The following is a 26,037-nucleotide window of genomic DNA, read 5'->3' on the forward strand; positions in this document are numbered from 1 at the left end:
GCAATTTTATAAAACTTGAGAGCCGTGAATAAGATCAACAACACAGCATCCACAAAGTGAATATGTTAGCTAGATAGTGTATGAATTATCAATTCAAACAAGAGATTTATTGGGAAGGTAAATGGAGCGGGCAATAAAAAGCCCAAAGTAAACAAAGTCTACTTTGGGCTCAAATTCTCAAGCGAGTTGTTTTAGTGCACCCTATGGGCGAGTAACAAAACCGACTGCTGCGTACGCTTTTTTCAGTGTCACAGAAGCACGCTCAGACGCTTTTTCAGCCCCCGCTTTCATTACTGCGTCCATGTAAGCACGATCAGCACGGATACGGTGGTATTCAGATTGAATCGGCTCAAGCATCTCAACCAATGCTGCACCTACATCCTTCTTGAATGGACCGTACATCTCAACGCCTTGGTATTGCGCTTCGATCTCTGCGAAGGTTTTGCCTGTCGCTGCAGAATAAAGACCCATTAGGTTCGAGATTCCCGCTTTGTTTTCCCAATCGTGAGCAATGCGTGGTGGCGTTTCTGCATCGGTTTGCGCTTTGTTGATCTTCTTGATGATCGACTTAGGCTCTTCTAGCAGAGTGATCACGTTCTTACGGTTATCATCCGACTTAGACATCTTCTTAGTCGCGTCTTGCAAGCTCATTACACGTGCATTCACTGTTGGAATGTAAGGTTCTGGCACTTGGAAGATTGGCGTTTCTGGACCGTAGATGTTGTTGAAACGAGTGGCGATATCACGCGCTAGCTCTAGGTGTTGTTTCTGGTCGCTACCTACTGGCACTTGGTGAGCGCCGTAAAGCAGGATGTCTGCAGCCATCAACACTGGGTAGTCGTATAGGCCTACGTTGACATCGTTTGAATGACGAGCAGACTTATCTTTAAACTGAGTCATACGGCTCAGCTCACCCATTTGAGTGTAACAATTAAGAAGCCAACCAAGCTGAGCATGCTCTGGTACGTGTGACTGAACAAATAGCGTGCTCTTCTTTGGATCAACACCGACAGCAAGACAGATTGCTAATGCGTCTAGAGTCGCTTCATGCAGTGCTTTCGGGTCTTGGCGAACCGTAATTGCGTGAAGGTCTACAACACAGTATTGGCAATCGTAATCATCTTGCATCTGTTGCCATTGACGTAGAGCACCCAAGTAGTTACCGATACTTAGTTCACCAGATGGTTGAACACCACTCAATACGATGGGCTTGCTCATGGTTTTAATTCCTTTGCTTGTTCGCTTGGTTTTTCACTTCGCTTGTTAACTTAGTTTGTTAACTTCGCTTGTTTGCCTAGCTTCTTAACTTAAATATAGAAAAGCCGCGTAGCTCTTTCTACGCGGCTCATCCAGTGTACTCATTGACAAGTATTTTGCTAGTAGGTTCGCTAACTTTTGTCCGCTTTATGCTGAAACTAGAACGACATCTAGTAATTGCGCAATGTTGTCTGCGACATAGTCAGGGTTTGATGCTGAAATTGGCTCACCGTGGTTGTAGCCGTAAGTCAGACCAAACGAGTGACAGCCTGCATTCTTAGCGGCTTTGATATCGTTACTTGAATCGCCAACCATCAGCATCTCTTCTGCCTTCACATTGTGCTTTTCTAGCAACCAGTTCAGCGCCACAGGGTTCGGCTTTTTCTCTGGGAAAGAGTCGCCGCCCAACACATCAACAAAGTACTTATCAATACCGTGTTGCGCCAGAACGTCGGGGACAAATTTCGACGGCTTGTTGGTCACAAGTGCCATGGTGAAGCCCGCTTTATGTAACTCAGCTAACGTCTCTTTTACTGACGAGTAAAGGTGGCTGAGCTTATGGCCGCCCTGCTCGTAGAAATCATCAAACAGGATGCGCGCTTTCTTTAACAGATCAGGCGCTAGACTTGGGTCAACGGTTAGGTTGCGGCTGAGTGAGCGCCCGATAAGCACGTCAGCACCATTGCCTACATAATCGCGAACTTGTTCTTCGCTCACTGAAGAGAAACCCAGCTCCTGACAAGCTTGGTCAGCCGCGACGGCTAAATCTGGTACGCTGTCTAACAAGGTTCCATCCAAATCAAAGGCGATCAGTTTTATTGAGCTTAATGACATCTTACTTTCCTATTAATTATATTCGTCTTATATGTTGAGCGATAAGACGTAAAAAAGGGGCCAATGAGCCCCTTAATCTAAATTTTTCTAGTTTAGGTCAACTGACCCTAGTTCTACTTTTATGCGTTAACTTTTGCAAGCTCTGCGCGCATCTCATCAATCACTTCTTTGTAATCCGGTTGATTAAAGATAGCCGAACCAGCAACGAACATATCTGCGCCCGCTTCTGCGATTTCACGGATGTTATCAACCTTCACGCCGCCATCAATCTCAAGGCGGATATCACGGCCAGATTCGTCAATAAGTTTACGAACAGCGCGTAGCTTATCAAGTGTGTGAGGAATGAAAGATTGACCGCCGAAACCTGGGTTCACCGACATTAGTAGAATCATGTCTACTTTATCCATGATGTAATCTAGGCAAGACAGTGGTGTTGCTGGGTTAAGAACCACACCGGCTTTACAGCCGTGTTCTTTGATTAGCTGTAGAGTACGATCGACGTGCTCTGATGCTTCAACGTGAAAAGTAATCATTGATGCGCCAGCTTTCGCAAACTCAGGCACGATGCTGTCCACTGGCTTAACCATTAGGTGAACATCGATCGGAGCGGTAATACCGTAGTCGCGCAGCGCTTTACAGATAGGCGCGCCAAAAGTCAGGTTAGGTACGTAATGGTTGTCCATCACATCGAAGTGCACAACATCAGCACCCGCTGCGAGTACTTTTTCTACATCTTCACCAAGACGAGCAAAATCTGCAGACAAAATCGATGGAGCGATTAGAAAATCTTTCATACCAAACCTCTTAAGAGTGAGTAAATTGCGAATGTCACCGCCTTGGTGATATCTCATACACAAATACAAGACTCAAGCCCAAGACTATTTGGTGTGCAATTCTACCTAAGCCCCTAAGCAGATCCTAGCAGTTCGAAAGATTAGTTTAAGAAAGTATCCGTTGGTCACTCAATTTAATGAGTTTGGAGGTTATTCTGACGAGTCCTATTCCGCTGATGCGTGTTGCTGGTTTTTCTCTTTATGGAAAAGCGCCAGTAACTCATCCACTTTATTACGGCCAGCGCCGTTACGGCTGATAGTGCGCTTCACCTTAACCACATTCAATTCCGCACCATGATATAAACGACGCGTTAATGTCGTATCGTGATTTGAAATCAAAACAGGAATACCGCGTTCCATCGCTGCTTTTTCAGCAACATCCGCCAGCGCAGCTTGATCATCTAAGCTAAAACCATTACCTGCGTAAGAGGTAAAGTTAGCCGTATTCGACAGCGGTGCGTATGGAGGATCACAGTAAACCACGCAGCCTTTACGGGCGCGGCTAAAGGTTTCATGGTATCCCTCACAAACGAAGGTGGCTTTTTTCGCTTTCTCGGCAAAAAACTCCAGCTCAGCTTCTGGGAAGTAAGGTTTTTTATAAGAACCAAACGGAACGTTAAAACCGCCCTTCTTGTTGTAACGACATAGGCCATTAAAGCCAAATCGGTTCATATACAAGAAAGCCAACGAACGATACATGACGTTATCTGTACCATTGAACTCAGCACGAATATCTAGGAACGCTTCTTTACGGTTGTTCTCAGGGCAGAACCAACGCTTCGCTTCAGTGATATAGGTTTCAGGATCGGTTTTAAGAAGGTTATACAGGTTGATAAGATCGGGATTGATATCTGCCAATAGGTACTGTTCAAAGTCAGTATTCAAAAACACTGAGCCAGCACCGACAAACGGTTCTACCAATTTACGAGCAGGTGGCAGGTGACGTTGGATGTCTTCAACTAGGCCATATTTACCACCAGCCCATTTTAGAAAGGCACGCTGCTTTTTCATTTACTGCTCTATCTATCAACTCAAAAATAAGGCTGCGGAATGTAACATATTTTGAGGCCAAGCTCAGGGTTATTTCGCACGTTCTATTTCTCGATGTACTTGATTCATCGATTTTGCCCAAGGTTCCAACTGCTGAAGTGGTTTTGATAACAGACTTACCGCGTCTCGTGCCACTTGAATTGTTGGGTAATCTTGATAAGTGATGATAAACCACTTAGTGTCGCTGCGAAGTGTTGGGTAGATACGAACCTTATTCTCAAGGTCATATTCTTCAATGAAAGATTGTACATCTTCCAGTGAGGTCATCGCGCTCAACTGCAGAGTATATGCTCGTGGCGAGATAGCTTGTAACTCTTCACGAGCAAACGAGAAGGTGATCTTTTTAGCCGGCGGTGTTGAGTCAGTTCGTTCTGATTCTTCATCGGCTGTCGACTGTGACTCGGCTTCTTTTGAATCAGCCTGCGAACTCACAGCAGCATCGGTATTTTCTTCCACGGCCGCATCAAGCGCACTGGTATCGGCACCCTCAACTTTGTCATCAAGCAGAGCATCAACCACGTCAGAGGTGATCACAACGCGCTGCTGATCTTGCTCGGCCTCTCCAACACTGGCGGTGTCTTCAACGACACTCGGTGGCAGAGAAGAGCTGTCATCATCTGCACCTTGGTAACTCATGTCGGTTGTTGTTTCAGAGTCAACAGCTTCATTGACGCCGGTTTGTTCAGTGCCGCTTTCCACTTCAAAGGTTGGAATAGCCGTCTGTTCAATCGGTGCGATAAGCGATTGCGCTTTATCGTCTGGTGTTGGCTGACTGAACATCCACCAATAACCGCCACCAATCAACAACAGCAACAAGGCCACCACAATCGCGATATTGATCGGTGAACCAATGATTGAGCGAATAATAATCCTTTTTTCCACTTTCAATTCTCCTAAAGCCATTAACTCTCCGGGCAGAGGTCGCGCTTTACTAAACGCACGTCGCACGCGAGTTTCAGACTCATCATCAACATATCGAATCACCAGTGATTCAAAAAAATGTTCAGCTTCTGGTTGCGAAAGATCATCGATCTCGAGATCGATAGGCTTGTGTTGTTGGCCGTAACTCAGACGTGTTAATAGGGTGTCTAGATGACCCGTTTCCGAGAAGAGAACGATATTGATCGTCCACTGAGGGTTTGATTGAGCTTCCAGTACCAACATCCATAATTCGGATACCAATAGCTCAGAGAGACGGTGCGCATCATCAACAACGATAACCACATGACACGAATCTCCATCCAGTAACCGGGTGAGGCTATCTGACAAAGAGTCATGTTGATTAAAGAGTGGATCAGAAACAATCTGACTAAGAATAAGTGCGCGGCGTTGTTGATCGTCTTGGCTTGGATGACAAAGTAGTAAACACTGATTTTTTTCTGTCGACCATGCTTCAAGATAACGCTGAGCCAACCAAGAGCGGCCAGAACCGGCTTTTCCAGCGACCGTCACAAGATTTGAGCCAAAGTTAGTCAAAAGCTGTAAGCGCTCTAGCAGCTCAACTTGAGACTCTAACTCTAATACTCTTAATTCATGAGCCAAACTCATTGGGGATCCCTACTGATTAGATCGATCAGTAAAACGCTTCAGTTGCCTAGAGTTTCGCTAGGCAACCTCACAACAAAATTTAAAGGGTACGGCAGAAATCGATCGCTTGCTTGATGATGTCTTGAGGCACATCAGCGACCACTTCAGCAGCACCAATACTTGTTGGCAATACCAAACGTAACTGACCAGACAGCACTTTTTTATCGCGCATCATGTGCTTCATAAAGTCTTCAAAAGACATGCTTTCTGGCGTATGGATTGGCAGTTTCGCATTCTTGAGTATAGAAATAATTCGCTCAAGTTGCTGCTGAGAGATCAGTCCCTGTAATTGAGCCGTTTTCGCTGCCATTACAGTGCCTGACGACACAGCTTCACCATGTAGCCAGTTACCATAGCCTAGTTCCGCTTCAATCGCATGACCAAATGTATGACCTAGGTTCAATAACGCTCTGATTCCTGACTCTTTTTCATCTATAGCCACCACTTCAGCCTTAATTGCACAACAACGAGCAATTGCGGTAATCAGTGCCTCTTCATCAAGTTGATAAAGTTTCTCTAGATTCTGCTCCAACCAATCAAAGAAGGCTTCATCGTAAATGATGCCGTATTTGATTACCTCAGCAATACCCGCAGCAAATTCACGCTCAGGAAGCGTTGATAAACAGTTAGTATCGATGATGACAGATTTCGGTTGGTAAAAAGCGCCGATCATATTCTTACCAAGGGAATGGTTTACTGCGGTTTTACCACCTACAGAAGAGTCCACTTGAGAAAGAAGTGTCGTTGGAATTTGAATGAAATCAATACCGCGTTGGTAACAAGAAGCAGCAAAACCGACCAAATCACCGATAACACCACCACCTAAAGCAATCACCACCACATCGCGGCTGTAATTTCCTTCAAGCATGTAGCTCATCACTGAATTGAACGTTTCAAGAGTTTTGTACTGTTCACCATCTGGCAACTCTAAAAGAGAAGTTTGACAGCCGACTTGATCCAATAGCGATAAAATTTTATCGGCATAAAGAGGCGCTACTGTCACGTTACTGATAACAACAACTTTCTGTTTGCCTGATAAAAAAGAAAGGTACGCCGGGTCTTCAAATAACCCGGCGCCAATAGAGATAGGGTAGCTACGCTCAGCTAGATTGACCGTAATCCGTTCCATGGGTTTGCTCTCCAAAAAAATGAACTTAACGTTCTTCTAGCATTTTTACGATCTGGTTGGCTACCACTTTTGCACTTTGGTCGTCAGTACGAACTGTGTAGTCCGCCACTTCTTCGTATAGTGCGTTGCGAGATACGGCTAGATCTTCTAGTACATCTCGCGGGTTGTCTGTTTGAAGTAGAGGGCGTTTCTTGTCGCGGTTAGTGCGAGCAAGTTGCTTTTCAATTGTTGTCTCTAGGTATACAACAATGCCTCGTGCAGATAGACGGTTACGGTTTTCTTTGCTCAGCACTGAACCACCGCCTGTCGCAAGAACAATTCCTTGCTCTTCTGTCAGGTCGTTGATTACAGATTCTTCGCGTTTACGGAAACCTTCTTCGCCCTCAACATCAAAAACCCATGCGATGTCTGCGCCAGTGCGCTCTTCGATCACAGTGTCGGAGTCTAAAAACTCCATATGAAGTTGGGAAGCTAGGTGTCTACCAATTGTACTTTTGCCGGCGCCCATTGGGCCAACAAGAAAAATATTGCGTTTCTCAGCCATGTTTTTAGCAGTAATTTACAACGTTAATTCAATGACATCGCCACAAGGTAGGTCAGTACAAGTACTGAAATTAAAAGGCCCGTGGCACCGATTCCTCACAGATAATTCGTGATAAGACCCGAAATTATCAAGGTTAGGTGCCACTAATGCAACTTTATTTTTAATCTAATTGTTCATTACTGAATCACAACTTTCGGTGTAACAAAGATCAACAACTCACTTTTCCCTACATTTTCGTAGCTTCTGCGGAACAAAGCCCCTAATACAGGCAGGTCTCCCAATAGAGGAACTTTATCGACGGTGCTACTCACACTGTGCTGAAATATCCCACCAAGAACGACCGTTTCACCATTATTAACAAGCACTTGCGTGCCAATGCGCTGAGTATCAATTGCAACAGCCTCTCCAGTTCCGGTTTTCACCACCTGTCCGGGCCTATCTTGAGTTACGCTCAAATCCAACACTAAACGATTGTCAGGCGTGATCTGTGGAGTCACCTTAAGGCTCAATACCGCTTTCTTAAATGCGACTGACGTTGCACCACTTGAAGATGACTCTAAATAAGGAATTTCAGTACCTTGTTCAATATAAGCGGGCTTTTTATTGGTGGTAATCAAACGCGGACTCGAAATAATTTCAGCTTTTGACTCTTGCTGTAGCGCTGATAACTCAAGGTCGAGCAAGGTATCAGAGCCCAGTTTGGCAACCTGAAAGGCAATGCTTGATGCATTTGAAGATGTCGCACCTAAGTTAACGTTGAGGTACTCATCAATGACGCTATTCCCCCCATTACTATCGTAAGGTGCAATCGACGGGTAGTTGCCTTCGATAGAACCACCAACCGTGAAGCTTCCGTTTGTTGAAGATGCTCCCCAACGCACTCCTAGCTCATCAAGGTTCCCCTCAGTAACAGTCACGATGCGCGCCTCTATCTGAACTTGCTTCACAGGAATATCTAAAGATTCAATAATGCTTCGTATCACGGCAATGTTTTCCTCCAGTTCTCGAATAAGCAATGAATTGGTGCGCTCATCAATAGTAATCGAGCCACGATCGGACAACATGCTCACCGTCCCGTCACCACCAATCATGTCGGCAATGTCGGTCGCTTTAGCAAAGTGAATCTTAATAATTTCCGACTTAAGCTCACCCAATTCCTCTTCTAAACGCGACTTCTCTAACGCTTGCTGCTCTCGAAGGTCGAGTTCATCTTTTGGCGCTACCAAGATGACATTGCCATCTACCCGCTTATCTAACCCTTTGACCTGTAAGATGATATCCAGAACTTGCTGCCAAGGCACACCATCTAAACGTAAAGTTAGGTTTCCGGTTACTGAATCAGACACGACTAAGTTAAAGTCGTTATAGTCAGCGATAAGCTGCAGGACATTTCGCACTGGAATATCTTGGAAGTTAATCGATATCAGCTTACCCTCTTTCTCGAGTATACTTTTTTCTGTTACCGCTTCTTCTATAGCAGGCTTACTGATCACCACCTCAATAAAACGGCCTTTGAGATTGTATTCGTATTGGTAGTCCTTGCTGATTGTCGCTAACAACCGAGTGCTTGGGGCCTCTTTATACACTTCCACGCCTTCAACCAAGGTAGCGAAATCTTTCACATCAAGAAGCTGGAGTTTGTTGTCATCAACATGAGTATTGATCAGCTCTATGCTTAGCCCCTCTTGCGCACGTTGAACATCCACCACAACCGTGCTGGTTGCGAGTTCGATAATTAGGACAGCGTCTTTATTTTTGTTCACCCTAAAATCAATATTCTCTAACTTATTAGGTAAGTCCTCAGCGTGACTGAGCACACTAAAGATCAACATCACAGACACAATCAAGCCTTGTAACCCTTTGTTCATTGACTCATTTATTCCTTTAATCATATTTACATCTCATATTCACATCACGTGACATTGTTTTACTTCAGAGCCAGCTTAACGTTGCGCTTGTGCCAACAACCTAAGCCATCTGGAAGAGTTTCATTAATCAGAACGTGCTGGCTCGTTACTTTAGTAACACGACCGTTATTTAAACCGATAAACTGGCCTTTTTTCACGTTTACCACATTCCCTTTGGGTGTTTGCACTAATCCAAACACGCTTGAGCCACTTCCCATCACGCCTCTTAAACGAAGCTTACTCAGCGGGTATTTCTCTAGCTTGCCATTCCGAGAGCGAGCACTAGGTTGCCAACAATTTTTCTTAATTAGAGGCTGATTCTGCACAATGGCTTCCTTAGGAAGTTCAAACGGAGGACGAAAAGCTCGGCGTTGATAAGTAGCAGCCGTAAACTCAGCGGCAGGAACAAGCTGTTCCACCTCTTTCCTGGCCTTGGCTTCAACTTGCACTACAAAACCTTCTAACGAATCTTCATTCGCTTTACAGCCCACAAGCAAAAGCAGTAGTAAGGTTGAACAGAACACTCTATTGGGTTTCATCACTCAACTCCGGCTTAAATTGGTAGGTATACGCTCGCACCCTGAAATGGAGCGTGCTACTTTCTTGGCTGACGCGCTGCCAACTCACATCATTAAAACTAATGATTCGTGGGAGTTTGGCGATGGCTGCTGAGAAGTCTCCAATCGCGTGATAGTCCCCTGTTAGCTCTATATTGAGCGGTAAACGATAGAGAAACTCCTTGTTTTGCTTCTGTCCCCAATCAATACGCGTAAACGTCAGCTTATTATCCAACCCAAGCTCATTCACTGAGGCCAACATACTTGCCAACTCTTTTTGTACTGGTAGCTGCTCTAATAGATAATCATAACGACTGGTTAAATCATCCAACTGACTCTGGAGCTTAGGCAAAACCGCCGCCTTATTGGCTTTAATCCGCAAAGTTGTTTTAAGCGTCTGTTCTTGCTGTTTCATCTGCTGAAGTTCATCGTCCAAAGGAGCAATATACAACCAAGTCCCCACACCTTGGATAAGTATCATCAAGGCAAAAATGACCAATAGCTGAGGCAATAAAGGCCATTCGGTGATCTCATCAACATCGAGATCTTGCAAGCTCACCCGATTTTGAAAACTAACCATGATTCGCCCCCTTCTCTTTTACATTCTCGGCTGGACTATCTAATGACACAGGGATAAACACAAAAGAGACCTTGAAGGTCTGAAAGTCCTTATTGAAGCGTTTGCGATTATGAATGATAGAGTGCATCTCAACCCCTTTAAGGGAACGGGAGCGTTCTAAGTTATCCAACATCGTTGCCAAACGAGAAGTACTGTCGCTGATCCCCTCCATTTCAATTTCCTGACCATTCATTTTTATCTTATCGACATACACGCCTTCAGGGATGAGCTCCGGCATCAGGTTCATAAAATCAGTTGTCTTATTGCGACCGAGCTGTAAGGATTCGACCACGCCAAGTCTAGTAAGAATGGCTTTGTGTTCCTGTTCTGCGACTTTTAACGACTGAATTTTCTGGTCGAGTTGAGCGATATATTGATTGAGATAGTTGAGGCGCGCTTGTTGCTTGGCTTGTTGGCCGTGAAAGTAGTTACCGACCGCTCCTTGCCCACCAAGCGCAATGATGACGCCAAGAATGACTAGATGAACAAAACGCTTCTTATACTGAGCTCGAATTTCATCGCGCCAAGGCAGCAAGTTAATTTGATGCAACATGCTTTTCTCCCTGCCACTTGAGGCCACGCATTGCCATCCCCGCCGCAATACCAAAGTGCTGACAATTCAATGACGATCGGCGTTTCTGGGCCACCTTATTCTCAAACAAAGACATAGGGTTCAGTGACTCACAACTCATCTGAAAATGACGTTCTAACTCCTCAACGACCATTGGCATGCTCGCTCCTTCACCCATTAACCAAATCCCTGAGATAGGTTGAAGCGCATTGACCGACGAATAGAGCTGCAGTTGACGCTTGAGCTTTTCAATAAGATTAACAATAAACCGATGTGTATCCTGAGTGGTGCCGAACACGCTTTCCATATCACTTGGATTGCCTGCGCCTAACAGCTCTTGAGTACCAAAGGCGATGTCTTTATAAAAAGGCGTAGAATTATGCGGGATAATCCCTAACGAGGTTTGGTCGATTCCAACGTCCACCAGCAGCCAGTTCTTCTTTTCTGGGTACAAATGCGAAGCCAATTGCCAAATATTGAGAAGCCCATGTGCTTGGGTATCAACGACGATAGGTTTAAACCCGGCTTTGCTTAATGCATTGGCTCGACTATCCACAACTTCCTTGCGAGTCGCGTACACCTGATAACTACTTGTCGATCCTTTACCAAACCGTTTGTCTTCGAGCTTTACAAAATCTAAACTCAGCTCTTCGATAGGAAAGGGAGATTGATGAGCAAAGGTTTGATAGATAGAAAACTCTTTCTCTCTATCTTCTAGATCGCTCTCTATTTGCAGTACTTTGCTGATCACCGTGTTATCTGGTACTGAAATAGCGACGTTACGACTTCCAAAAGGCAGTCCTTTCTTAAGTTCTTTGAGTTTCTTAACAGTTTTCTGATACTCCAAAGTATGGTTAGCTGTAAAAATGTCGTCCGAAATCGGCAGCTCTTTGTATCCCACGATGGCATACAACTCCCCAACGGGTTTTAGTACCACAGCTTTGATACTGTGATGATTTATATCTATACCTGTAATTAATGATGAACCCATTTGACCTAGCTCCTGAAGTGCTGAGCATTTCGTTGATTATCTAGGGGTTGTGATTATTAGTTAAATAAGCGTTAATAAACGAAAGCTAAGTTTTTAACCTAGAGTACAAGGGTTTGCTGCTTGTCAGCCTTAACTAATCAGGGATTATCCGGTGAAGTTCATAAAGAGATTATTCATATTTACATTGACTTGCATGATTCTTGGAGTCAGTACAATTTTCGGGTTTTATTATTACGTAAAACCAGAGCTACCTGATGTGGCCACTTTGCGTGACGTAGAACTCCAAACACCAATGCAAGTCTTCAGTCAAGATGGTAAGTTGATATCTCAATTTGGTGAAAAACGTCGGAATCCAGTCACTTATGACGAGATCCCTCGCCACTTAGTTGAAGCTCTAATTGCTACTGAAGATAGTCGTTTCTACGATCACCCAGGTATTGACCCTATCGGTATTACTCGTGCTGCAATCGTGGTCGCTATGTCGGGCTCTGCAAAGCAAGGGGCGAGTACCATTACTCAACAGCTTGCGCGTAACTTTTTCTTATCTAATGAGAAGAAGATCATGCGTAAGATCAAAGAGATATTCATTGCGATCCACATTGAGCAACTGCTTAGCAAAGAAGAAATCATGGAACTTTACGTGAACAAGATATTCCTTGGTCACCGTTCCTATGGTTTTGGTGCAGCCGCTCGTGTTTACTTTGGTAAAGACCTTCCAGATCTCACCTTGAGTGAACTGGCTACACTTGCGGGTATGCCAAAGGCACCATCAACCATGAACCCTATCTACTCCGTTGAACGTGCAACCAACCGTCGTAATGTTGTATTACGCCGCATGTTGGATGAACAATACATCACTCAAGAAGAGTACGATGAGGCTCGCAACGAAGAACTTCTCTCTAAATATCATGGTGCAGAAATAGAAGTCAGCGCTCCGTATGTCGCGGAAGTAGCGCGCGCTTGGATGGTCGAACGCTACGGCGAAGAGGCTTATACATCAGGCATGAAAGTTTACACGACGGTTGATTCAAAACTGCAAAGGGCAGCCAACCAAGCCGCGATTAAGAACCTACTCAACTACGATGAACGTCACGGTTACCGTGGTGCTGAAAAGGTGCTGTGGCAAACCGAGCAATCGGCTTGGGATCATGAACAAATCGTTCAACACCTCAAGTCTCAACCAACCTATGGTGACTTAGTCCCAGCGGTCGTGACGAGCGTTGATGCGAAAAGTGCACAGGTTTGGGTTAAGAACCAAGGGGAAGGAGCGATCGAGTGGCAAGGCATGAACTGGGCACGTAAGTTCCTAACAGACAATCGCCAAGGCCCTGCGCCTTCTCAAGCGAAAGAGATACTTGCTGTTGGTGAACAAATTTGGGTTCGCCATGAAGCCGTAACAGGCGATGAAGTATCTGAAGAACCGAGAGAAGAGTCAGCAGAGGCGAAATCAGAAACGCCTGTAGTATGGCGACTAAGCCAAGTACCGAATGCGAACACTGCTTTTGTTGCAATGAACCCTAACAACGGCGCGGTTTTGTCGATGGTGGGTGGCTTTAACTTCGTGCACAACAAATTTAACCGAGCGACGCAATCTATTCGTCAGGTTGGGTCTGGTATCAAACCATTTATCTATTCAGCAGCGATTAATAAAGGCTTAACGTTGGCATCACTGATCAACGATGCACCTATCAACCAATGGGATAAGAGCCAAGGTACCGCATGGCGACCAAAAAACTCACCGCCTACCTATGTCGGCCCAACCCGTTTACGCATTGGCCTAGCTCAATCTAAAAACGTGATGGCCGTACGTGTACTGCGTGAAGTAGGCTTGGATGATACACGTAACTATCTAACACGCTTCGGTTTTGATATTGATAAAGTGCCTCGCTCTGAAACCATCGCTTTGGGTGCAGGCAGCTTAACGCCAATGAAGGTTGCACAAGGTTACTCAGTATTCGCCAATGGCGGCTACTACGTTGAACCTTTTTATATCAGTCACATTGAAACACCATTTGGTGAGATTGAGTTTAAAGCAGCACCGAAGGTCGTTTGTAAGGAAGATTGTCAACAACAGATAACGAGCAACACTATGGCCGATGAGTTTGCTGAGCAAGATGTCGACACTGAAGTACAATACGCACCTCAAGTTATCTCTGAGCAGAACGCATTCCTAGTACGTGAAATGATGTACAGCAATATTTGGGGTGGCGGCGACTGGAGTCAAGGCACAGGTTGGAATGGTACTGGTTGGCGTGCTCAACCTTTAAAACGTCGTGACATTGGCGGTAAGACAGGTACAACCAATGATTCGAAAGATGCCTGGTATAGCGGCTACGGACCAGGCATGGTTGCGACCGTATGGGTCGGCTTTGATAACCACAACCGCGCTCTAGGTCGTACCAGAGCGAATTCAAACCTTGAAAAAAACCCGATTACAGGTGCCGAAGCTGGAGCGAAAACCGCAGAGCCAGCATGGGTTAAATTCATGGGAACGGCACTCGCGGGCGTACCAGCACAGCGCAAAGAACTTCCGAAAAACATCATCCGAGTTCGTATTGATCGTGAAACAGGTTTGCTAACTAACAAATTCGATAGCTCATCAATCTTCGAGTACTTCGAAAAAGGCACAGAGCCAACCGAGTACACCACCGAAGGTTTCAACGATGATATCTACTCAACGTCGTCTGGAGAAGCCGTAGAAGCGCTCTTTTAGCAGTAGAGTCTATTAAACAAACACCAAGTAAAAGGGCAGATACAATAATTCGTACCTGCCCTTTTTTATGCCTGAAAACCGCCTATTGAGGCATTAAATCTTACTGTTTCTCAAGTTGCGTTCTAATAGTTTCAGCCAGTTGCTCAAAGCGTCCCTTTAACGGAGATCCTGGCCTGTACGCCACGACAATTCTGCGCGAAGGAGTAGGATTCACCGCAGGAACATAGCACACACCATCTTTCTGCTTTTCCTTTGGTACCGATAACTGAGGTAGTAAAGTAATACCCGCCCCTGCCGCGACCATGTTACGCAGCGTTTCTAAGCTAGTCGCTTTGAAACGTTCATCGTCTTTTGCTCCCGCCGCAAAACAGAAGCCCAAAGCTTGATCTCGTAAACAGTGGCCATCGCCCAGCGCAAGTACGGTTCTACCATTAAGTTGAAGCATATCCACACTGTCTTGCTGAGCCCATTCATGGTCACAAGGCACAGCTAGACTCAGCGGCTCATCATAAACATCAATCTCTTTGAACATCGCCGTTTCATCAACCGCAGCCAATACCAAGCAATCGAGCTTGCCATCTTCCAACTGGCTGACCAGTTGATGAGTCTGCGCTTCATGCAGGTAAAGCTCAAGATCGGGGAAGCTCTCTTTCAGATGAGGAATAATTTTGGGCAAAATGTACGGGCCTACCGTCGGAATAAAGCCAATATGCATTGGCCCCGTCATTGCTTCACCATGTCCACTCGCCATATCTTTAAAAGTCTTCACCTCATTGAGAATAGACTTCGCTTGCTCAACAAGTTGTAAGCCTGATTCTGTAAATATCACCTTTCTTGGGCTACGCTCGGTTAACTGAAGGCCAATTTCATCTTCCAATTTACGTATTTGGCCACTGAGCGTGGGCTGACTTACAAAGCACGCTTCTGCCGCTTTTCGGAAGTGTTTATGCTCTGCAAGCGCTACCAAGTATTCAAAGTCACGAATGTTCATGAGCAGTCTCTCACCTCAAGTTTTAATAAGAACAAAGGTTTTAATAGAAATATTTAAAATAAATGTTCTTGATAGAATTTACCTATCAAAACCATAACATCAAACGATTAGAGCTATCAAAGAAATTATCTAATAATGGGCTCAACGAAACGAAACAGAGCAAAGAAAAACGTTAAGCTCTGATAGAACAAATTAAAAATACTATTTAAGGAAATCAATATGTTTACATCTAAAGAAGGTCAATCAATCCCTCAAGTAACATTCCCAACTCGCCAAGGTGATGCATGGGTTAACGTAACGACGGAAGAACTATTCAAAGACAAAACAGTTATCGTATTCAGCCTACCAGGCGCGTTTACGCCAACGTGCTCTTCAAGCCACCTACCTCGTTACAACGAGCTACACTCTGTATTCAAAGAGAACGGTGTTGATGACATTCTATGTGTTTCAGTAAACGACACATTCGTAATGAATGCTTGGAAAGCAGACCAAGAAGCGGAAAACATCACATTCATCCCAGATGGTAACGGTGATTTCACAGACGGCATGGGCATGCTAGTTGAGAAAAACGACATCGGCTTCGGCAAACGTTCATGGCGCTACAGCATGCTGGTTAAAAACGGCGTAGTAGAGAAAATGTTCATCGAAGAAGACGTACCAGGTGACCCGTTCAAGGTTTCTGATGCAGATACTATGCTTAACTACATAGCTCCTGAGCACAAAGAGCAAGAGTCAATCACAGTATTCACTAAACCAGGCTGTCCTTTCTGTATGAAAGCGAAGCAGAACCTTATCGACAAAGGTCTAAACTACGAAGAAGTCGTGCTAGGTAAAGACGCAACAACCGTAAGCCTACGTGCAATCTCTGGTCGTACTACCGTTCCTCAAGTATTCATCGGTGGCAAACACATCGGTGGCAGCGAAGAGCTGGAAGCTTTCCTAGCTTAATTTTTCTAGCGAGAACTTAGCAATATTGGAAACACTGGCTAACCTACCCTTTGTAGGTTAGCTACTTACAAGTTCTCCTTCTAAAGTTTCAAAAAAGCATTTAGAAAGTGAGGCTGGACAAAGCATATAGCTTCGACTCATTGACTTAAGAGTCACGCTAAACCTAAGAAACAAAATCACAAAACTAACCCACTACGCTGACTCGCTTTAAAAATCACTTGAGTTGGAGGGGTTCGTTCAAACTAAATTTAGCCATTGCGAGAAGATTATTATGAAACAAGTCAATGTAGATGTAGCAGTTATCGGGGGCGGTACGGCAGGTCTAGGTTCTTACCGCGCTGCAAAAGCACACACTGACAGTGTTGTGATGATTGAAGGCGGCCCTTACGGCACAACCTGTGCCCGTGTTGGTTGTATGCCATCTAAACTGCTTATTGCAGCTGCAGAAAGCGTACACCACATCGAGAAAGCGCCGGCTTTTGGCGTTCACCCACAAGGTGGTATCGTAGTTAACGGCCGTGAAGTCATGGACCGAGTGAAGTTTGAGCGTGACCGTTTTGTTGGTTTTGTTTTAGAAGGTGTTGATGAAATCCCAGAGCAAGACAAGATCTCTGGCTACGCAAAATTCTTAGATGACAACACGCTACAAATTGATGACCACACAGTTGTGACGGCTAAGCGTATTGTCATCGCGACGGGTTCTCGCCCAGCATACCCTGCAGCTTGGAACGAGCTGGGCGACCGTCTAATCATTAATGATGATGTGTTCAATTGGGATGATTTACCGAAATCAGTAGCCGTATTTGGCCCTGGTGTTATTGGTCTTGAGCTTGGTCAGTCACTGCACCGCTTGGGTGTAAAAACAAAACTGTTCGGTTTAGGTGGTCAAGTAGGCCCAGTAACCGACCCAGAGATCATGGCTTATGCAGACAAAGCCTTCAATGAAGAGTTCTACCTGGATGCAGACGTAAAAATCGAAAGTATGAAGCGTATTACCACTGAATCTGGTGAAGATCGCGTCGAAATCCAGTTCATCAATAAACAAGGTGAATTAGAAACTAACGTCGTTGAGTATGTACTGGCAGCAACAGGCCGTCGTCCTAATACAGACAAGCTTGGCCTAGAGAACACCTCTCTTGAGCTTGATGAACGTGGTGTGCCAATCGCAGACCATTACACGCTACAAACATCGCTACCATCAGTATTTATCGCTGGTGATGCAAGCAACCAACTGCCTCTCCTGCATGAAGCAGCAGACCAAGCTCGTATTGCGGGTGACAACGCAGGTCGTTTCCCTGAGATTCGTGCAGGTCTACGTCGTTCTAAAATCTCAGCGGTATTCTCTGACCCACAAATCGCAATGGTTGGTGAAACGTACAAAGAGATCACAACACGCTTAGGTACTTGTGGTTGTTTCGCAACAGGAGAAGTGTCTTTCGAGAACCAAGGTCGTTCACGAGTGATGCTACGCAACAAAGGTATTCTGCACGTCTACGGTGAGCAAGGTACTGGCCGTTTCCTTGGCGCTGAAATGATGGGGCCAAACGCAGAACACTTGGCGCACCTATTAGCTTGGGCGCATCAAAACAAGATGACGGTTTCGGAAATGCTAGACATGCCTTTCTACCACCCCGTTATCGAAGAGGGTGTACGAACCGCTCTGCGTGACCTCAATGCGAAACTACACCTAGGCCCACAGATGGTGAAGCACTGTCTAGACTGTGGACCTGGTTGTTAATCTCAGGTCACCTAAAAAGATAGCAAACATTAGATATTAGAAAGGAAAGCCATGAGCTTTCCTTTTTGTTTTTGGCAAGACACGCCATTCCTGAACTGAGGAACAAAGTACCTAGAACCTCTTGAAGCCATTGCCTATCGCTAAAAACTTAGCTATTACTTCTCAGCGGCAATCACAGAAATTTCAACCAATAGCGCTTCACGAGCCATGTTACCAGTCACACATGCACGAGCAGGAGCGTGACCTTCTGGAACCCATGCATCCCATACGGCATTCATTTCTTGGAAATCTTTCATGTCTTTCAAGTAAATCGTTGCTGACAGCATATGCTCTTTGTCGCTACCTGCTTGTTCAAGTAGCGCTTCAACTTTATCTAGCATGGTCTGTGTTTGTTCTGTGATGTCTTTGGTTGCATCAGCGCAAACTTGGCCACATAGGTAGATAGTACCGTTGTGTTTAACAATACGGCTCATACGTTGCTTGGTTTCTTGGCGCTCAATCATCGATCTTCCTCTCTATGTCACCGTGATCCAATATCTTGTGACGTGGTATTATCAAGGCAACAAGCATAACGCGAATTAAGCCTAAGATGACATGTGTTCATTGCAATAAAAATGGAAAAATCTTCAACAAACTCGGTCGCTGCCAACGTTGCATGAATCAACTGATGATGTTGTCGATAATAAGCTGGGGAGCATGGTGGTTATTTTTCAGAGAAGACCCGAAAACCATCAATGCCATCGCTTTGATGATGGCAGCTTGCGCATTCAGTGGTTTGTTGTCGCTGCATTGGTTTATGAAGTTTGTGGTGCTGCCTTTAAGGAACAAAAAGCGTTAACTAAGATCTTGGGGGGAGATAAGTGATAACGGTCAAATATCGATTCAATGACCCGGTAGAGCTTCTATTTAGCGCCCCATCATCATTTCCCAAATAGCAGATAGAAAAAAGCCCCAGAATCAATCGATTCTAGGGCTTTCTTAGAAAATTCTAAGAAAAAGCAGTGGTACTTTAATAGACCGGGCTTTTCTTAGTTTGTTCCCAAAAAAGAGCAGATTTTTGATCTTTTTTTAGGGAGCTACAAAATCAATGCGTTATGCCACATTAACCTTGGCGATAATCTGCTCTACCAAGTTCACTTCCAAGGCCACTTCATCACATGCATGTTGACGAGGACATTGGTCGCAATCTTTTAACACCTTCTCAGGTAGCAAAGATTTCGATGTTGGTAAGAAAGCGTGCTTCATAAAGAACTCAGGCGTACGAGTCAGTACAAACACCTTCTTAATGGCCATTTGTCGTGCTTTATCAACCAAGTGTTGCACAATCGCCGTCCCCTGCCCTTGACCTTGCCAACCCGCTTCAACACCGAGTGAACGAATTTCAGCTAAGCCTGAATCATAGACATAGAGTGATGCACAACCCGTCACTTCACCATGATGCTCTGCGACTGCAAACGAGCCAATATCACGGACCAGTTCATTACGAGAACGAGGCAAGTTTTCACCCATATTGGCCCAATAGGCCACCATACCTTCTAGCGCCTCGATATCGGTCAAACGGGCAGAACGAACTTTAACGATAGAGGTGTCACGTTGCGATAAGCGCTTTTCTGCTTGGTCGACTGCGTAAGCCACTTGTTGTGGTGATACACCGCCCAGCGCACTACGTTTTTCAAGACACGATTCAATGGTCAGAATGTCATACACATCTTCTTCAATCACCTCTGAGAACTCTTTCATCTCTGCGATGGTTAAGTCTTCTAATGCGCAGCCTTTAGCAATCGCCGCCACTACCGTCACACCGACAATATGGTGAGCTTCACGGAAAGGAATGCCTTTCGCTACTAGGTAATCAGCCAGTTCAGTGGAGTTCGCATAACCTTGTTTCGCCGCTTCAAGTGTACGTTCGCCGTTCACTTTGATGCCATCAAAACAAAGAGCAGCCATTTCCATACAATCATTCCAAGTGTCTAAAGCGTCGAACAGACCTTCTTTATCTTCTTGCATGTCTTTGTTGTACGCCAAAGGCAGTGCTTTAACTGTCATCATCATTGCTGCTAATGAACCGTAAACACGGCCCGTTTTGCCACGGATAAGCTCTAGCGCATCCGGGTTTTTCTTTTGCGGCATCAGAGATGAGCCTGACGTCACGGTATCGGCTAACTCGATGAAGTTTGATTCACCAGAGTTGTAGAAAATCATATCTTCTGCAAGACGCGAAAGGTGAAGCATAGAGATAGAAGCGATCGACATCAGCTCCATCACATGGTCACGGTCAGAAACTGAATCTAGAGAGTTGCGTGTTGCACGACGGAAACCTAAGTTGTGAGCTAACTCTTCACGGTCCATCGGGTAAGCGGTTCCAGCAAGGGCACCAGAACCCAGCGGACATGTATCTAGACGCTTAATCGCATCATTCAAACGAGAATAATCACGCTCAAGCATTTCAACGTAAGCCAAGCACCAGTGAGCAAAAGTTACCGGCTGAGCACGTTGCAGGTGAGTGTAGCCAGGAAGCACGGTTTCTTGATGCTGAGAAGCAACGTTGACCATTTGGCTCTGTAGACGATCCAATGCCAATAGCAGTTGGTTACCTTGCTGACGACACCATAGTTTCAGGTCTGTCGCCACTTGGTCATTACGAGAACGGCCAGTGTGAAGCTTTTTGCCTAAATCACCGACCTTGCCGATAAGTTGCTGCTCAACCCAACTGTGAATATCTTCTGCATCAGAACGTAGAATCTGTTCAGGATCTTCCATCACCTCAAGTTTTAGCTCATTCAGCGCTAACTCAAGCTTCTGTTGCTCTTCTTCGGTTAATACGTTGACCGACAGTAGAGCTTTAGACCAGGCAATTGAGCCCACAATGTCTTGCTCAGCCAATCGGTAATCAAAACGAAGAGAATCGTTAAAACCTTTGAACCGGGTGTCTGCTGCTTGGGTAAATCTACCGCCCCATAATGCCATTGTGTATCTCCTAATTGCACAGTGCTCACTGTTTTTGCAAATGATAATTCTGATTAAGATTCAGTATTTTTCTGATGGTTTAAACTTACGGCAATTCAAAATGAAAATAAAGTATTAATTCATTATTTTAACATATTTATTCACCAAAACTTCAAACCATTGATTATTTTCACGTGGAAAGAGAATTATATGCCATTCAATAGTAAAAACCGAAGCTGATTGATTGAGTAAATAGAAAGCAAAAAGCCCATTCACTAATCAATAGTAAATGGGCTTTAAAAATGATGTCTCGTTTACTCGCCTTCAATCTTTCGCTAAAGACTAGCTCGCTAACTCATTATTAGGATTACTTTTGGCTATTCAGCGCACGGATACGGCTTGATAGCGAATAAAGGCGGATGAAGCCTTCAGCGTGGCTTTGGTCGTACACTTCATCTTCACCAAAGGTTGCAAACTCTTCTGAGTATAAGCTGTTCTCAGAACGCTTCTGAGTCACTGTTGCATGACCTTTGTAAAGTTTGATCACCACTTCACCATTCACGTCTTGTGCTAGTTCTTCTGTCGCCGCAAGAATTGACTTACATAGCGGCGTGAACCAACGGCCATCGTATACAAGGTGAGAAGCTTTAACGCCTAGCTCTTCACGGAATTCGAAGGCTGCTTTATCAAGAACCAGTTGCTCGACTGCACGCAGTGCTTCCATCATGATTGTGCCACCTGGGGTTTCGTAACAACCACGAGACTTCATACCAACCAGACGGTTTTCTACGATATCGATACGACCAACACCGTGCTTCGCCCCCTTCTCGTTTAGGTAAACCAGCGCGTTGTATGGTGTCATTGCTTCGCCATCTACCGCTACCACTTCGCCTTTTTCAACTTTAAGCGTGACGGTTTCAGATTCGTTTGGCGCTTGCTCTGGATCTACCGTCCAAGCCCAGCAATCTTCATCAGGTGCGTTCCATGTATTTTCTAGAACGCCACCTTCTGTAGAGATGTGCCATGCGTTTGCATCACGCGAGTAAATCTTAGTAAGAGAGGCAGTACAAGGGATGTTACGCTCTGCTAGGTAATCTAGACACTCTTCACGGCTCACTAGATCCCACTCACGCCATGGTGCAATGACGTGTAGGTCTGGTGCTAGTGCTGCGAATGCACCTTCAAAACGAACTTGGTCATTACCTTTACCTGTACAGCCGTGACACAGTGCGTCTGCACCTACTTTACGTGCTACTTCAACCTGCGCTTTCGCGATGATTGGACGAGCCATAGAAGTACCTAGTAGGTATTTGCCTTCGTAGTAAGCGCCCGTTTTTAGCGTTGGGTAGATGTAATCTGCCACCATCTCTTCTTTAAGGTCAGCGATGTAACACTCAGAAGCACCAGAAGCTTTCGCTTTCTCTTCGATACCAATCAACTCTTCGTCGCCTTGACCAACATCCGCGACAAACGCAACCACTTCACAGTCATAGTTCTCTTTCAACCATGGGATGATTACTGATGTGTCTAGACCGCCAGAGTAGGCTACTACAACTTTCTTTACGTTAACTTTGCTCATTTTCTTTCTCCTAGTTTCCATACTGCACATGGCGGTCAGCGTTGGAAATGACTTCATAATTATATGTTTATTTAATTTGTCTAAATTCTTTAAGTAGTGACTCGTTGTGAGAACTACTGAGGTAAAAACTGTGTTCCTATGCTTTTACCTGAAAACAGTTGTGTTAGCTTTTCTGGGTATCGCCAAGTCGCCACTTCGATTGGTCGTCCGAGCTCGTTAGCGGCTTCTAGTGCGGCTTGAACCTTAACGATCATGCCATCAGTAATCACTTTGCCTGCAATAAGGTCATCGGCTTGTTGTTGATTAAGGCTTGGAATGAGGTGGCCTTTGCCATCCAACACACCACTTACATCAGAAAGAAGTACTAGCTCAGCATCAAGTGCGCCAGCAACGGCAACCGCAGCTTGGTCGGCATTGACGTTCATCAGTTGGCCTTGCTCAGTTAGACCAATCGAGCTAATGATTGGCAGTGCGCCAACATTAAGAATCGCTTGCAGGACGGTTGAGTCGCCCGGTTCCGCTTTTCCTACCGCACCCAGTTCAGGGTTCAGTTCGCTCACTTTGCATAAACCACCATCTGCTAGGCTCAAACCAACGGCATTGATACCGTCTTTAATCGCCTGACCTTGAAGTAATTTATTCGCCGTACCCGCTAGTGCACCTGCAATCACAGGGATCTGATCATAAGGAGTAACACGTAGCCCCTCTTTCTTAACCGTTTCGAGATTCAGATTGTTCATCAAATCATCAACTAGGTAACCACCGCCGTGAACAATCACGATTGGTCGCTGTGCCTGTTGTTGGTAGGTAGAGATAGCACCAAATAACTTGCTAAGTGTTTCACCACAAGATAGCGCAGCACCACCTAACTTTATGATTAATGGTTGATTATTAAGGCTCATATCTAGATTCCTTTACACTAATGCAGTTAATGGCGCAAAACCATAACGTAAATTTAAACACTGCATCGCTTGGCTAGATGCACCCTTTAATAAGTTATCGATCGCTGCAACAACGATGATATGTTGCCCCTGAACCTTCCAACCTAAATCGCAGAAAGGCGTCTGTTCTACATCTTGAATTCTTGGCAATGTCTCTTCGAGTAACCTCACGGCTGGCTTACCTTGATAAGCTTGCTCGAAGGCATCTTGTATCTGTTGCTCCGTCACACCTTCAGCCAGTTTCATGGTGATGGTCGCTAAAATACCACGCTTAAAATTGCCGAGGTGCGGTGTGAAAATCACGTCACGTCCGAGATGAGCAACCATTTCAGGTTGGTGGCGGTGACTGAACACACCATAAGCCTGCAAACTCACTTCACAGAAGCTGTTAACCATGCTTGCTTTGCGACCGGCACCAGTCACGCCACTGGTTGCGTTGATCACTGGCCATTGGGTTTCATCTAATAACTTGCTTTCAACTAAAGGCTTAATCGCCAATTGAGAAGCGGTTGGGTAACAACCCGCAACTGCCACCAGTTGAGCTTTTTTAATGTCTTGCTCATTCCACTCAGCTAAACCATAAGCGGCTTTATCAAGCCATTGTTCATGTTGATGTTCAAAACCGTAAAACTCTTGGTAAAAGTTTTCGCCCTTAACTCTAAAGGCACCGGATAGGTCGAACACTTGGCAATCGTTCTCAAGAAAGATTGGTGCTAGGTCATGACTGACCTCGTGTGCCGTGGCTAAGAAAATCACATCAGACTGTTTAGCCACTTGTTCTGGATTCGTTAATGGCTGTACTGGCATATCAATCAAGCCAGCTAACTTACCGTGCAGTGCCGCAATAGGTTTACCAGCGTCTACACTATTGGCGGAGACATATAAACCTGATAGCGTGAGATCAGGGTGTCTGTTTATCATTAGAGCCAGTTCTGCTCCTGTGTAGCCGCTTGCGCCAATGATCGTGGTTTTCAACATCTCAACACATCCATTTCTGAGGTAAGTTACATTTCAAATTTGACTATTCATACTTAATTTTTAGCTTTATTTGATTTCTTATGCATTAAATATGATTTAATATGTGTTTTACCGACTTATGGTTTTCCTGTCAATAGTAGAAGTGAAGTTATTATGCAATTACCGAGTTTTCTTGAGGTCTACAAAGGCCTAATTTCCACCGACTCCATTAGCTCAACCGATCCAAGCTGGGATCATGGCAACGAGAAAGTGATCGAAAAAATGGCTCAATGGTTTAAAGACTTGGGCTTTAATGTTGAAGTCGTGGAGGTCGAGCCCGGCAAGCATAATATGGTCGCAAAGATGGGCTCTGGAGAAGGAGGCTTATTACTTGCTGGACACAGCGATACGGTGCCATTTGATGAAGGGCGTTGGAACTTCGATCCTCACGCACTGACCGAACACAATAACCGCTTCTACGGATTAGGCACCGCCGATATGAAAGGCTTTTTTGCCTTCGTTTATGAAGCGGCAAAGAAGACGGATTGGAGCAAGCAGGCAAAACCACTTTATGTATTAGCAACCTGCGATGAAGAGACCACCATGCTTGGTGCTCGTCACTTCACGGAGAATGCACCATTTAAACCGGACTACTGCATCATTGGTGAGCCAACTAGCCTAGTGCCGATTCGAGGGCACAAGGGCCACGTGGCAAATGCGGTGCGCGTAACGGGTAAATCAGGTCACTCTTCCGATCCTGCCTTAGGCGTCAATGCTATCGAGATCATGCATGAAGTGTTGTTTGCTTTAATGCAGTTACGTGACAAATTAGTCAAAGAGTATCACCACCCAGGTTTTGCGATTCCAAGCCCGACCCTAAACCTTGGTCATATTCACGGTGGCGACAGTGCTAACCGTATCTGTGGTTGTTGTGAGCTGCACTACGATGTGCGTCCTTTACCGGGTATCAGCTTAGATGGCTTGAATAACATGCTGCGCAGCGCACTCAAAGAAGTGGAAGCAAAATGGCCGGACAGAATTGAAATTACGCCACTGCATGAGCCAATTCCGGGTTACGAGTGCCAACATGACCATCCATTTATTGGCGGTATGGAATCCGTTTGCGAAACTGAATCGCAAACTGTGAACTACTGTACCGAGGCGCCTTTCCTTCAAGAACTTTGCCCAACCTTAGTATTGGGCCCAGGTTCGATTGACCAAGCTCACCAACCGGATGAGTTCTTGAGCTTCGATTTTATCGATCCAACGATTGATGTTCTGAGGAAATCGATCCGTAAATACTGCTTCTAGCTATTACTACCCATTCGATATTTTCCAATAAAAG

The 26,037-nt window shown here is 45.1% G+C and carries 23 protein-coding genes; 5 read left to right on the forward strand and 18 right to left on the reverse strand.

Features of this window, described 5'->3' with window-relative positions:
* Positions 1–201: 201 nt before the first annotated feature.
* The 12 genes from trpS to pilM all read right to left on the reverse strand — a co-directional run bounded on the left by trpS (position 202) and on the right by pilM (position 11,879).
* Positions 202–1,218: a tryptophan--tRNA ligase gene (gene trpS, locus OCU50_RS13040; RefSeq protein WP_046224646.1), complete on the reverse strand. Its 1,017-nt coding sequence runs from the start codon at positions 1,216–1,218 to the stop codon at positions 202–204.
* A 186-nt stretch (positions 1,219–1,404) separates the two neighbouring features.
* Entirely contained in the window at positions 1,405–2,091 is a 687-nt protein-coding gene (locus OCU50_RS13045; protein WP_060468735.1) for a phosphoglycolate phosphatase, read from the reverse strand.
* A 119-nt stretch (positions 2,092–2,210) separates the two neighbouring features.
* Positions 2,211–2,885: a ribulose-phosphate 3-epimerase gene (rpe, locus tag OCU50_RS13050; protein WP_060468736.1), complete on the reverse strand. Its 675-nt coding sequence runs from the start codon at positions 2,883–2,885 to the stop codon at positions 2,211–2,213.
* Between the two features lie 204 nt (positions 2,886–3,089).
* On the reverse strand, positions 3,090–3,935 hold the full coding sequence (locus OCU50_RS13055; RefSeq protein WP_060468737.1) for a Dam family site-specific DNA-(adenine-N6)-methyltransferase: 846 nt from the start codon (positions 3,933–3,935) through the stop codon (positions 3,090–3,092).
* Between the two features lie 69 nt (positions 3,936–4,004).
* A complete protein-coding gene (locus OCU50_RS13060) occupies positions 4,005–5,522 on the reverse strand; it encodes an SPOR domain-containing protein (RefSeq protein ID WP_060468738.1) in 1,518 nt (505 codons plus the stop codon).
* Between the two features lie 79 nt (positions 5,523–5,601).
* Positions 5,602–6,690 carry a 3-dehydroquinate synthase gene (gene aroB, locus OCU50_RS13065; protein WP_060468739.1) on the reverse strand — a complete coding sequence of 363 codons (1,089 nt, stop codon included), beginning with the start codon at positions 6,688–6,690 and terminating at the stop codon, positions 5,602–5,604.
* Between the two features lie 25 nt (positions 6,691–6,715).
* Positions 6,716–7,234: a shikimate kinase AroK gene (gene aroK, locus OCU50_RS13070; protein WP_017061125.1), complete on the reverse strand. Its 519-nt coding sequence runs from the start codon at positions 7,232–7,234 to the stop codon at positions 6,716–6,718.
* 176 nt (positions 7,235–7,410) lie between these two features.
* Positions 7,411–9,102, reverse strand: coding sequence for a type IV pilus secretin PilQ (locus tag OCU50_RS13075; protein WP_060468740.1), 1,692 nt, complete (start codon positions 9,100–9,102; stop codon positions 7,411–7,413).
* 59 nt (positions 9,103–9,161) lie between these two features.
* Positions 9,162–9,680, reverse strand: a complete 519-nt coding sequence (locus tag OCU50_RS13080; RefSeq protein ID WP_060468741.1) for a pilus assembly protein PilP — start codon at positions 9,678–9,680, stop codon at positions 9,162–9,164.
* Entirely contained in the window at positions 9,667–10,278 is a 612-nt protein-coding gene (locus OCU50_RS13085; protein ID WP_060468742.1) for a type IV pilus inner membrane component PilO, read from the reverse strand. The genes OCU50_RS13080 and OCU50_RS13085 overlap by 14 nt, the downstream gene beginning before the upstream one ends.
* Positions 10,271–10,870, reverse strand: coding sequence for a PilN domain-containing protein (locus OCU50_RS13090; RefSeq protein WP_060468743.1), 600 nt, complete (start codon positions 10,868–10,870; stop codon positions 10,271–10,273). The genes OCU50_RS13085 and OCU50_RS13090 overlap by 8 nt, the downstream gene beginning before the upstream one ends.
* Positions 10,854–11,879 carry a type IV pilus assembly protein PilM gene (gene pilM, locus OCU50_RS13095; protein WP_060468744.1) on the reverse strand — a complete coding sequence of 342 codons (1,026 nt, stop codon included), beginning with the start codon at positions 11,877–11,879 and terminating at the stop codon, positions 10,854–10,856. The genes OCU50_RS13090 and pilM overlap by 17 nt, the downstream gene beginning before the upstream one ends.
* A gap of 151 nt (positions 11,880–12,030) precedes the next feature.
* Here pilM and OCU50_RS13100 point away from each other — a divergent pair, with 151 nt between their 5' ends.
* The gene (locus OCU50_RS13100) at positions 12,031–14,592 is read left to right on the forward strand and encodes a penicillin-binding protein 1A (protein ID WP_060468745.1); all 2,562 of its coding nucleotides are present in this window, start codon (positions 12,031–12,033) and stop codon (positions 14,590–14,592) included.
* Between the two features lie 100 nt (positions 14,593–14,692).
* Here OCU50_RS13100 and oxyR read toward each other — a convergent pair whose 3' ends face one another.
* The gene (oxyR, locus tag OCU50_RS13105; RefSeq protein ID WP_060468746.1) at positions 14,693–15,583 is read right to left on the reverse strand and encodes a DNA-binding transcriptional regulator OxyR; all 891 of its coding nucleotides are present in this window, start codon (positions 15,581–15,583) and stop codon (positions 14,693–14,695) included.
* Positions 15,584–15,802: 219 nt separating this feature from the next.
* Here oxyR and OCU50_RS13110 point away from each other — a divergent pair, with 219 nt between their 5' ends.
* Both OCU50_RS13110 and OCU50_RS13115 read left to right on the forward strand, forming a co-directional pair.
* Positions 15,803–16,531, forward strand: coding sequence for a glutathione peroxidase (locus OCU50_RS13110; protein WP_017055839.1), 729 nt, complete (start codon positions 15,803–15,805; stop codon positions 16,529–16,531).
* A gap of 271 nt (positions 16,532–16,802) precedes the next feature.
* Positions 16,803–18,269 (forward strand): dihydrolipoyl dehydrogenase, encoded by a 1,467-nt coding sequence (locus OCU50_RS13115; protein ID WP_060468747.1) that lies wholly within the window; start codon positions 16,803–16,805, stop codon positions 18,267–18,269.
* Positions 18,270–18,424: 155 nt separating this feature from the next.
* Here the strand turns inward: OCU50_RS13115 and OCU50_RS13120 are convergent, their stop codons facing one another.
* Positions 18,425–18,772 (reverse strand): RidA family protein, encoded by a 348-nt coding sequence (locus OCU50_RS13120; RefSeq protein WP_060468748.1) that lies wholly within the window; start codon positions 18,770–18,772, stop codon positions 18,425–18,427.
* 86 nt (positions 18,773–18,858) lie between these two features.
* Between OCU50_RS13120 and OCU50_RS13125 the strand changes: the two genes are divergently transcribed.
* Complete coding sequence (locus OCU50_RS13125; RefSeq protein ID WP_082710360.1) at positions 18,859–19,107, forward strand: DUF3624 domain-containing protein; 249 nt, start codon at positions 18,859–18,861, stop codon at positions 19,105–19,107.
* Between the two features lie 254 nt (positions 19,108–19,361).
* Here OCU50_RS13125 and argH read toward each other — a convergent pair whose 3' ends face one another.
* The 4 genes from argH to argC form a co-directional block, all read right to left on the reverse strand.
* Positions 19,362–21,236, reverse strand: coding sequence for an argininosuccinate lyase (gene argH, locus OCU50_RS13130; RefSeq protein ID WP_060468750.1), 1,875 nt, complete (start codon positions 21,234–21,236; stop codon positions 19,362–19,364).
* A gap of 346 nt (positions 21,237–21,582) precedes the next feature.
* Entirely contained in the window at positions 21,583–22,794 is a 1,212-nt protein-coding gene (locus OCU50_RS13135; protein WP_060468751.1) for an argininosuccinate synthase, read from the reverse strand.
* 113 nt (positions 22,795–22,907) lie between these two features.
* Positions 22,908–23,696, reverse strand: a complete 789-nt coding sequence (gene argB, locus OCU50_RS13140) for an acetylglutamate kinase (RefSeq protein ID WP_060468752.1) — start codon at positions 23,694–23,696, stop codon at positions 22,908–22,910.
* A gap of 12 nt (positions 23,697–23,708) precedes the next feature.
* Positions 23,709–24,713, reverse strand: coding sequence for an N-acetyl-gamma-glutamyl-phosphate reductase (argC, locus tag OCU50_RS13145; RefSeq protein WP_060468753.1), 1,005 nt, complete (start codon positions 24,711–24,713; stop codon positions 23,709–23,711).
* Positions 24,714–24,866: 153 nt separating this feature from the next.
* On the opposite strand from argC, the gene argE reads away from it, so the two are divergent.
* Positions 24,867–26,003: an acetylornithine deacetylase gene (gene argE, locus OCU50_RS13150; protein WP_060468754.1), complete on the forward strand. Its 1,137-nt coding sequence runs from the start codon at positions 24,867–24,869 to the stop codon at positions 26,001–26,003.
* Positions 26,004–26,037: the final 34 nt, after the last annotated feature.

It is taken from the genome of Vibrio toranzoniae, from assembly GCF_024347655.1.
Classification (GTDB): Bacteria; Pseudomonadota; Gammaproteobacteria; order Enterobacterales; family Vibrionaceae; genus Vibrio; species Vibrio toranzoniae.

Coding starts and splice junctions, on each gene's coding strand:
- OCU50_RS13120 (WP_060468748.1), bottom strand. CDS start 18,772: ATGATTGAGCGCCAAGAAACCAAGCAACGTATGAGCCGTATTGTTAAA.
- OCU50_RS13060 (WP_060468738.1), bottom strand. CDS start 5,522: ATGAGTTTGGCTCATGAATTAAGAGTATTAGAGTTAGAGTCTCAAGTT.
- argE (WP_060468754.1), top strand. CDS start 24,867: ATGCAATTACCGAGTTTTCTTGAGGTCTACAAAGGCCTAATTTCCACC.
- argC (WP_060468753.1), bottom strand. CDS start 24,713: ATGTTGAAAACCACGATCATTGGCGCAAGCGGCTACACAGGAGCAGAA.
- OCU50_RS13135 (WP_060468751.1), bottom strand. CDS start 22,794: ATGAGCAAAGTTAACGTAAAGAAAGTTGTAGTAGCCTACTCTGGCGGT.
- OCU50_RS13085 (WP_060468742.1), bottom strand. CDS start 10,278: ATGGTTAGTTTTCAAAATCGGGTGAGCTTGCAAGATCTCGATGTTGAT.
- pilM (WP_060468744.1), bottom strand. CDS start 11,879: ATGGGTTCATCATTAATTACAGGTATAGATATAAATCATCACAGTATC.
- aroK (WP_017061125.1), bottom strand. CDS start 7,234: ATGGCTGAGAAACGCAATATTTTTCTTGTTGGCCCAATGGGCGCCGGC.
- OCU50_RS13080 (WP_060468741.1), bottom strand. CDS start 9,680: ATGAAACCCAATAGAGTGTTCTGTTCAACCTTACTACTGCTTTTGCTT.
- OCU50_RS13090 (WP_060468743.1), bottom strand. CDS start 10,870: ATGTTGCATCAAATTAACTTGCTGCCTTGGCGCGATGAAATTCGAGCT.
- argB (WP_060468752.1), bottom strand. CDS start 23,696: ATGAGCCTTAATAATCAACCATTAATCATAAAGTTAGGTGGTGCTGCG.
- OCU50_RS13115 (WP_060468747.1), top strand. CDS start 16,803: ATGAAACAAGTCAATGTAGATGTAGCAGTTATCGGGGGCGGTACGGCA.
- rpe (WP_060468736.1), bottom strand. CDS start 2,885: ATGAAAGATTTTCTAATCGCTCCATCGATTTTGTCTGCAGATTTTGCT.
- OCU50_RS13110 (WP_017055839.1), top strand. CDS start 15,803: ATGTTTACATCTAAAGAAGGTCAATCAATCCCTCAAGTAACATTCCCA.
- OCU50_RS13075 (WP_060468740.1), bottom strand. CDS start 9,102: ATGAACAAAGGGTTACAAGGCTTGATTGTGTCTGTGATGTTGATCTTT.
- trpS (WP_046224646.1), bottom strand. CDS start 1,218: ATGAGCAAGCCCATCGTATTGAGTGGTGTTCAACCATCTGGTGAACTA.
- OCU50_RS13055 (WP_060468737.1), bottom strand. CDS start 3,935: ATGAAAAAGCAGCGTGCCTTTCTAAAATGGGCTGGTGGTAAATATGGC.
- argH (WP_060468750.1), bottom strand. CDS start 21,236: ATGGCATTATGGGGCGGTAGATTTACCCAAGCAGCAGACACCCGGTTC.
- oxyR (WP_060468746.1), bottom strand. CDS start 15,583: ATGAACATTCGTGACTTTGAATACTTGGTAGCGCTTGCAGAGCATAAA.
- OCU50_RS13045 (WP_060468735.1), bottom strand. CDS start 2,091: ATGTCATTAAGCTCAATAAAACTGATCGCCTTTGATTTGGATGGAACC.
- aroB (WP_060468739.1), bottom strand. CDS start 6,690: ATGGAACGGATTACGGTCAATCTAGCTGAGCGTAGCTACCCTATCTCT.
- OCU50_RS13125 (WP_082710360.1), top strand. CDS start 18,859: ATGACATGTGTTCATTGCAATAAAAATGGAAAAATCTTCAACAAACTC.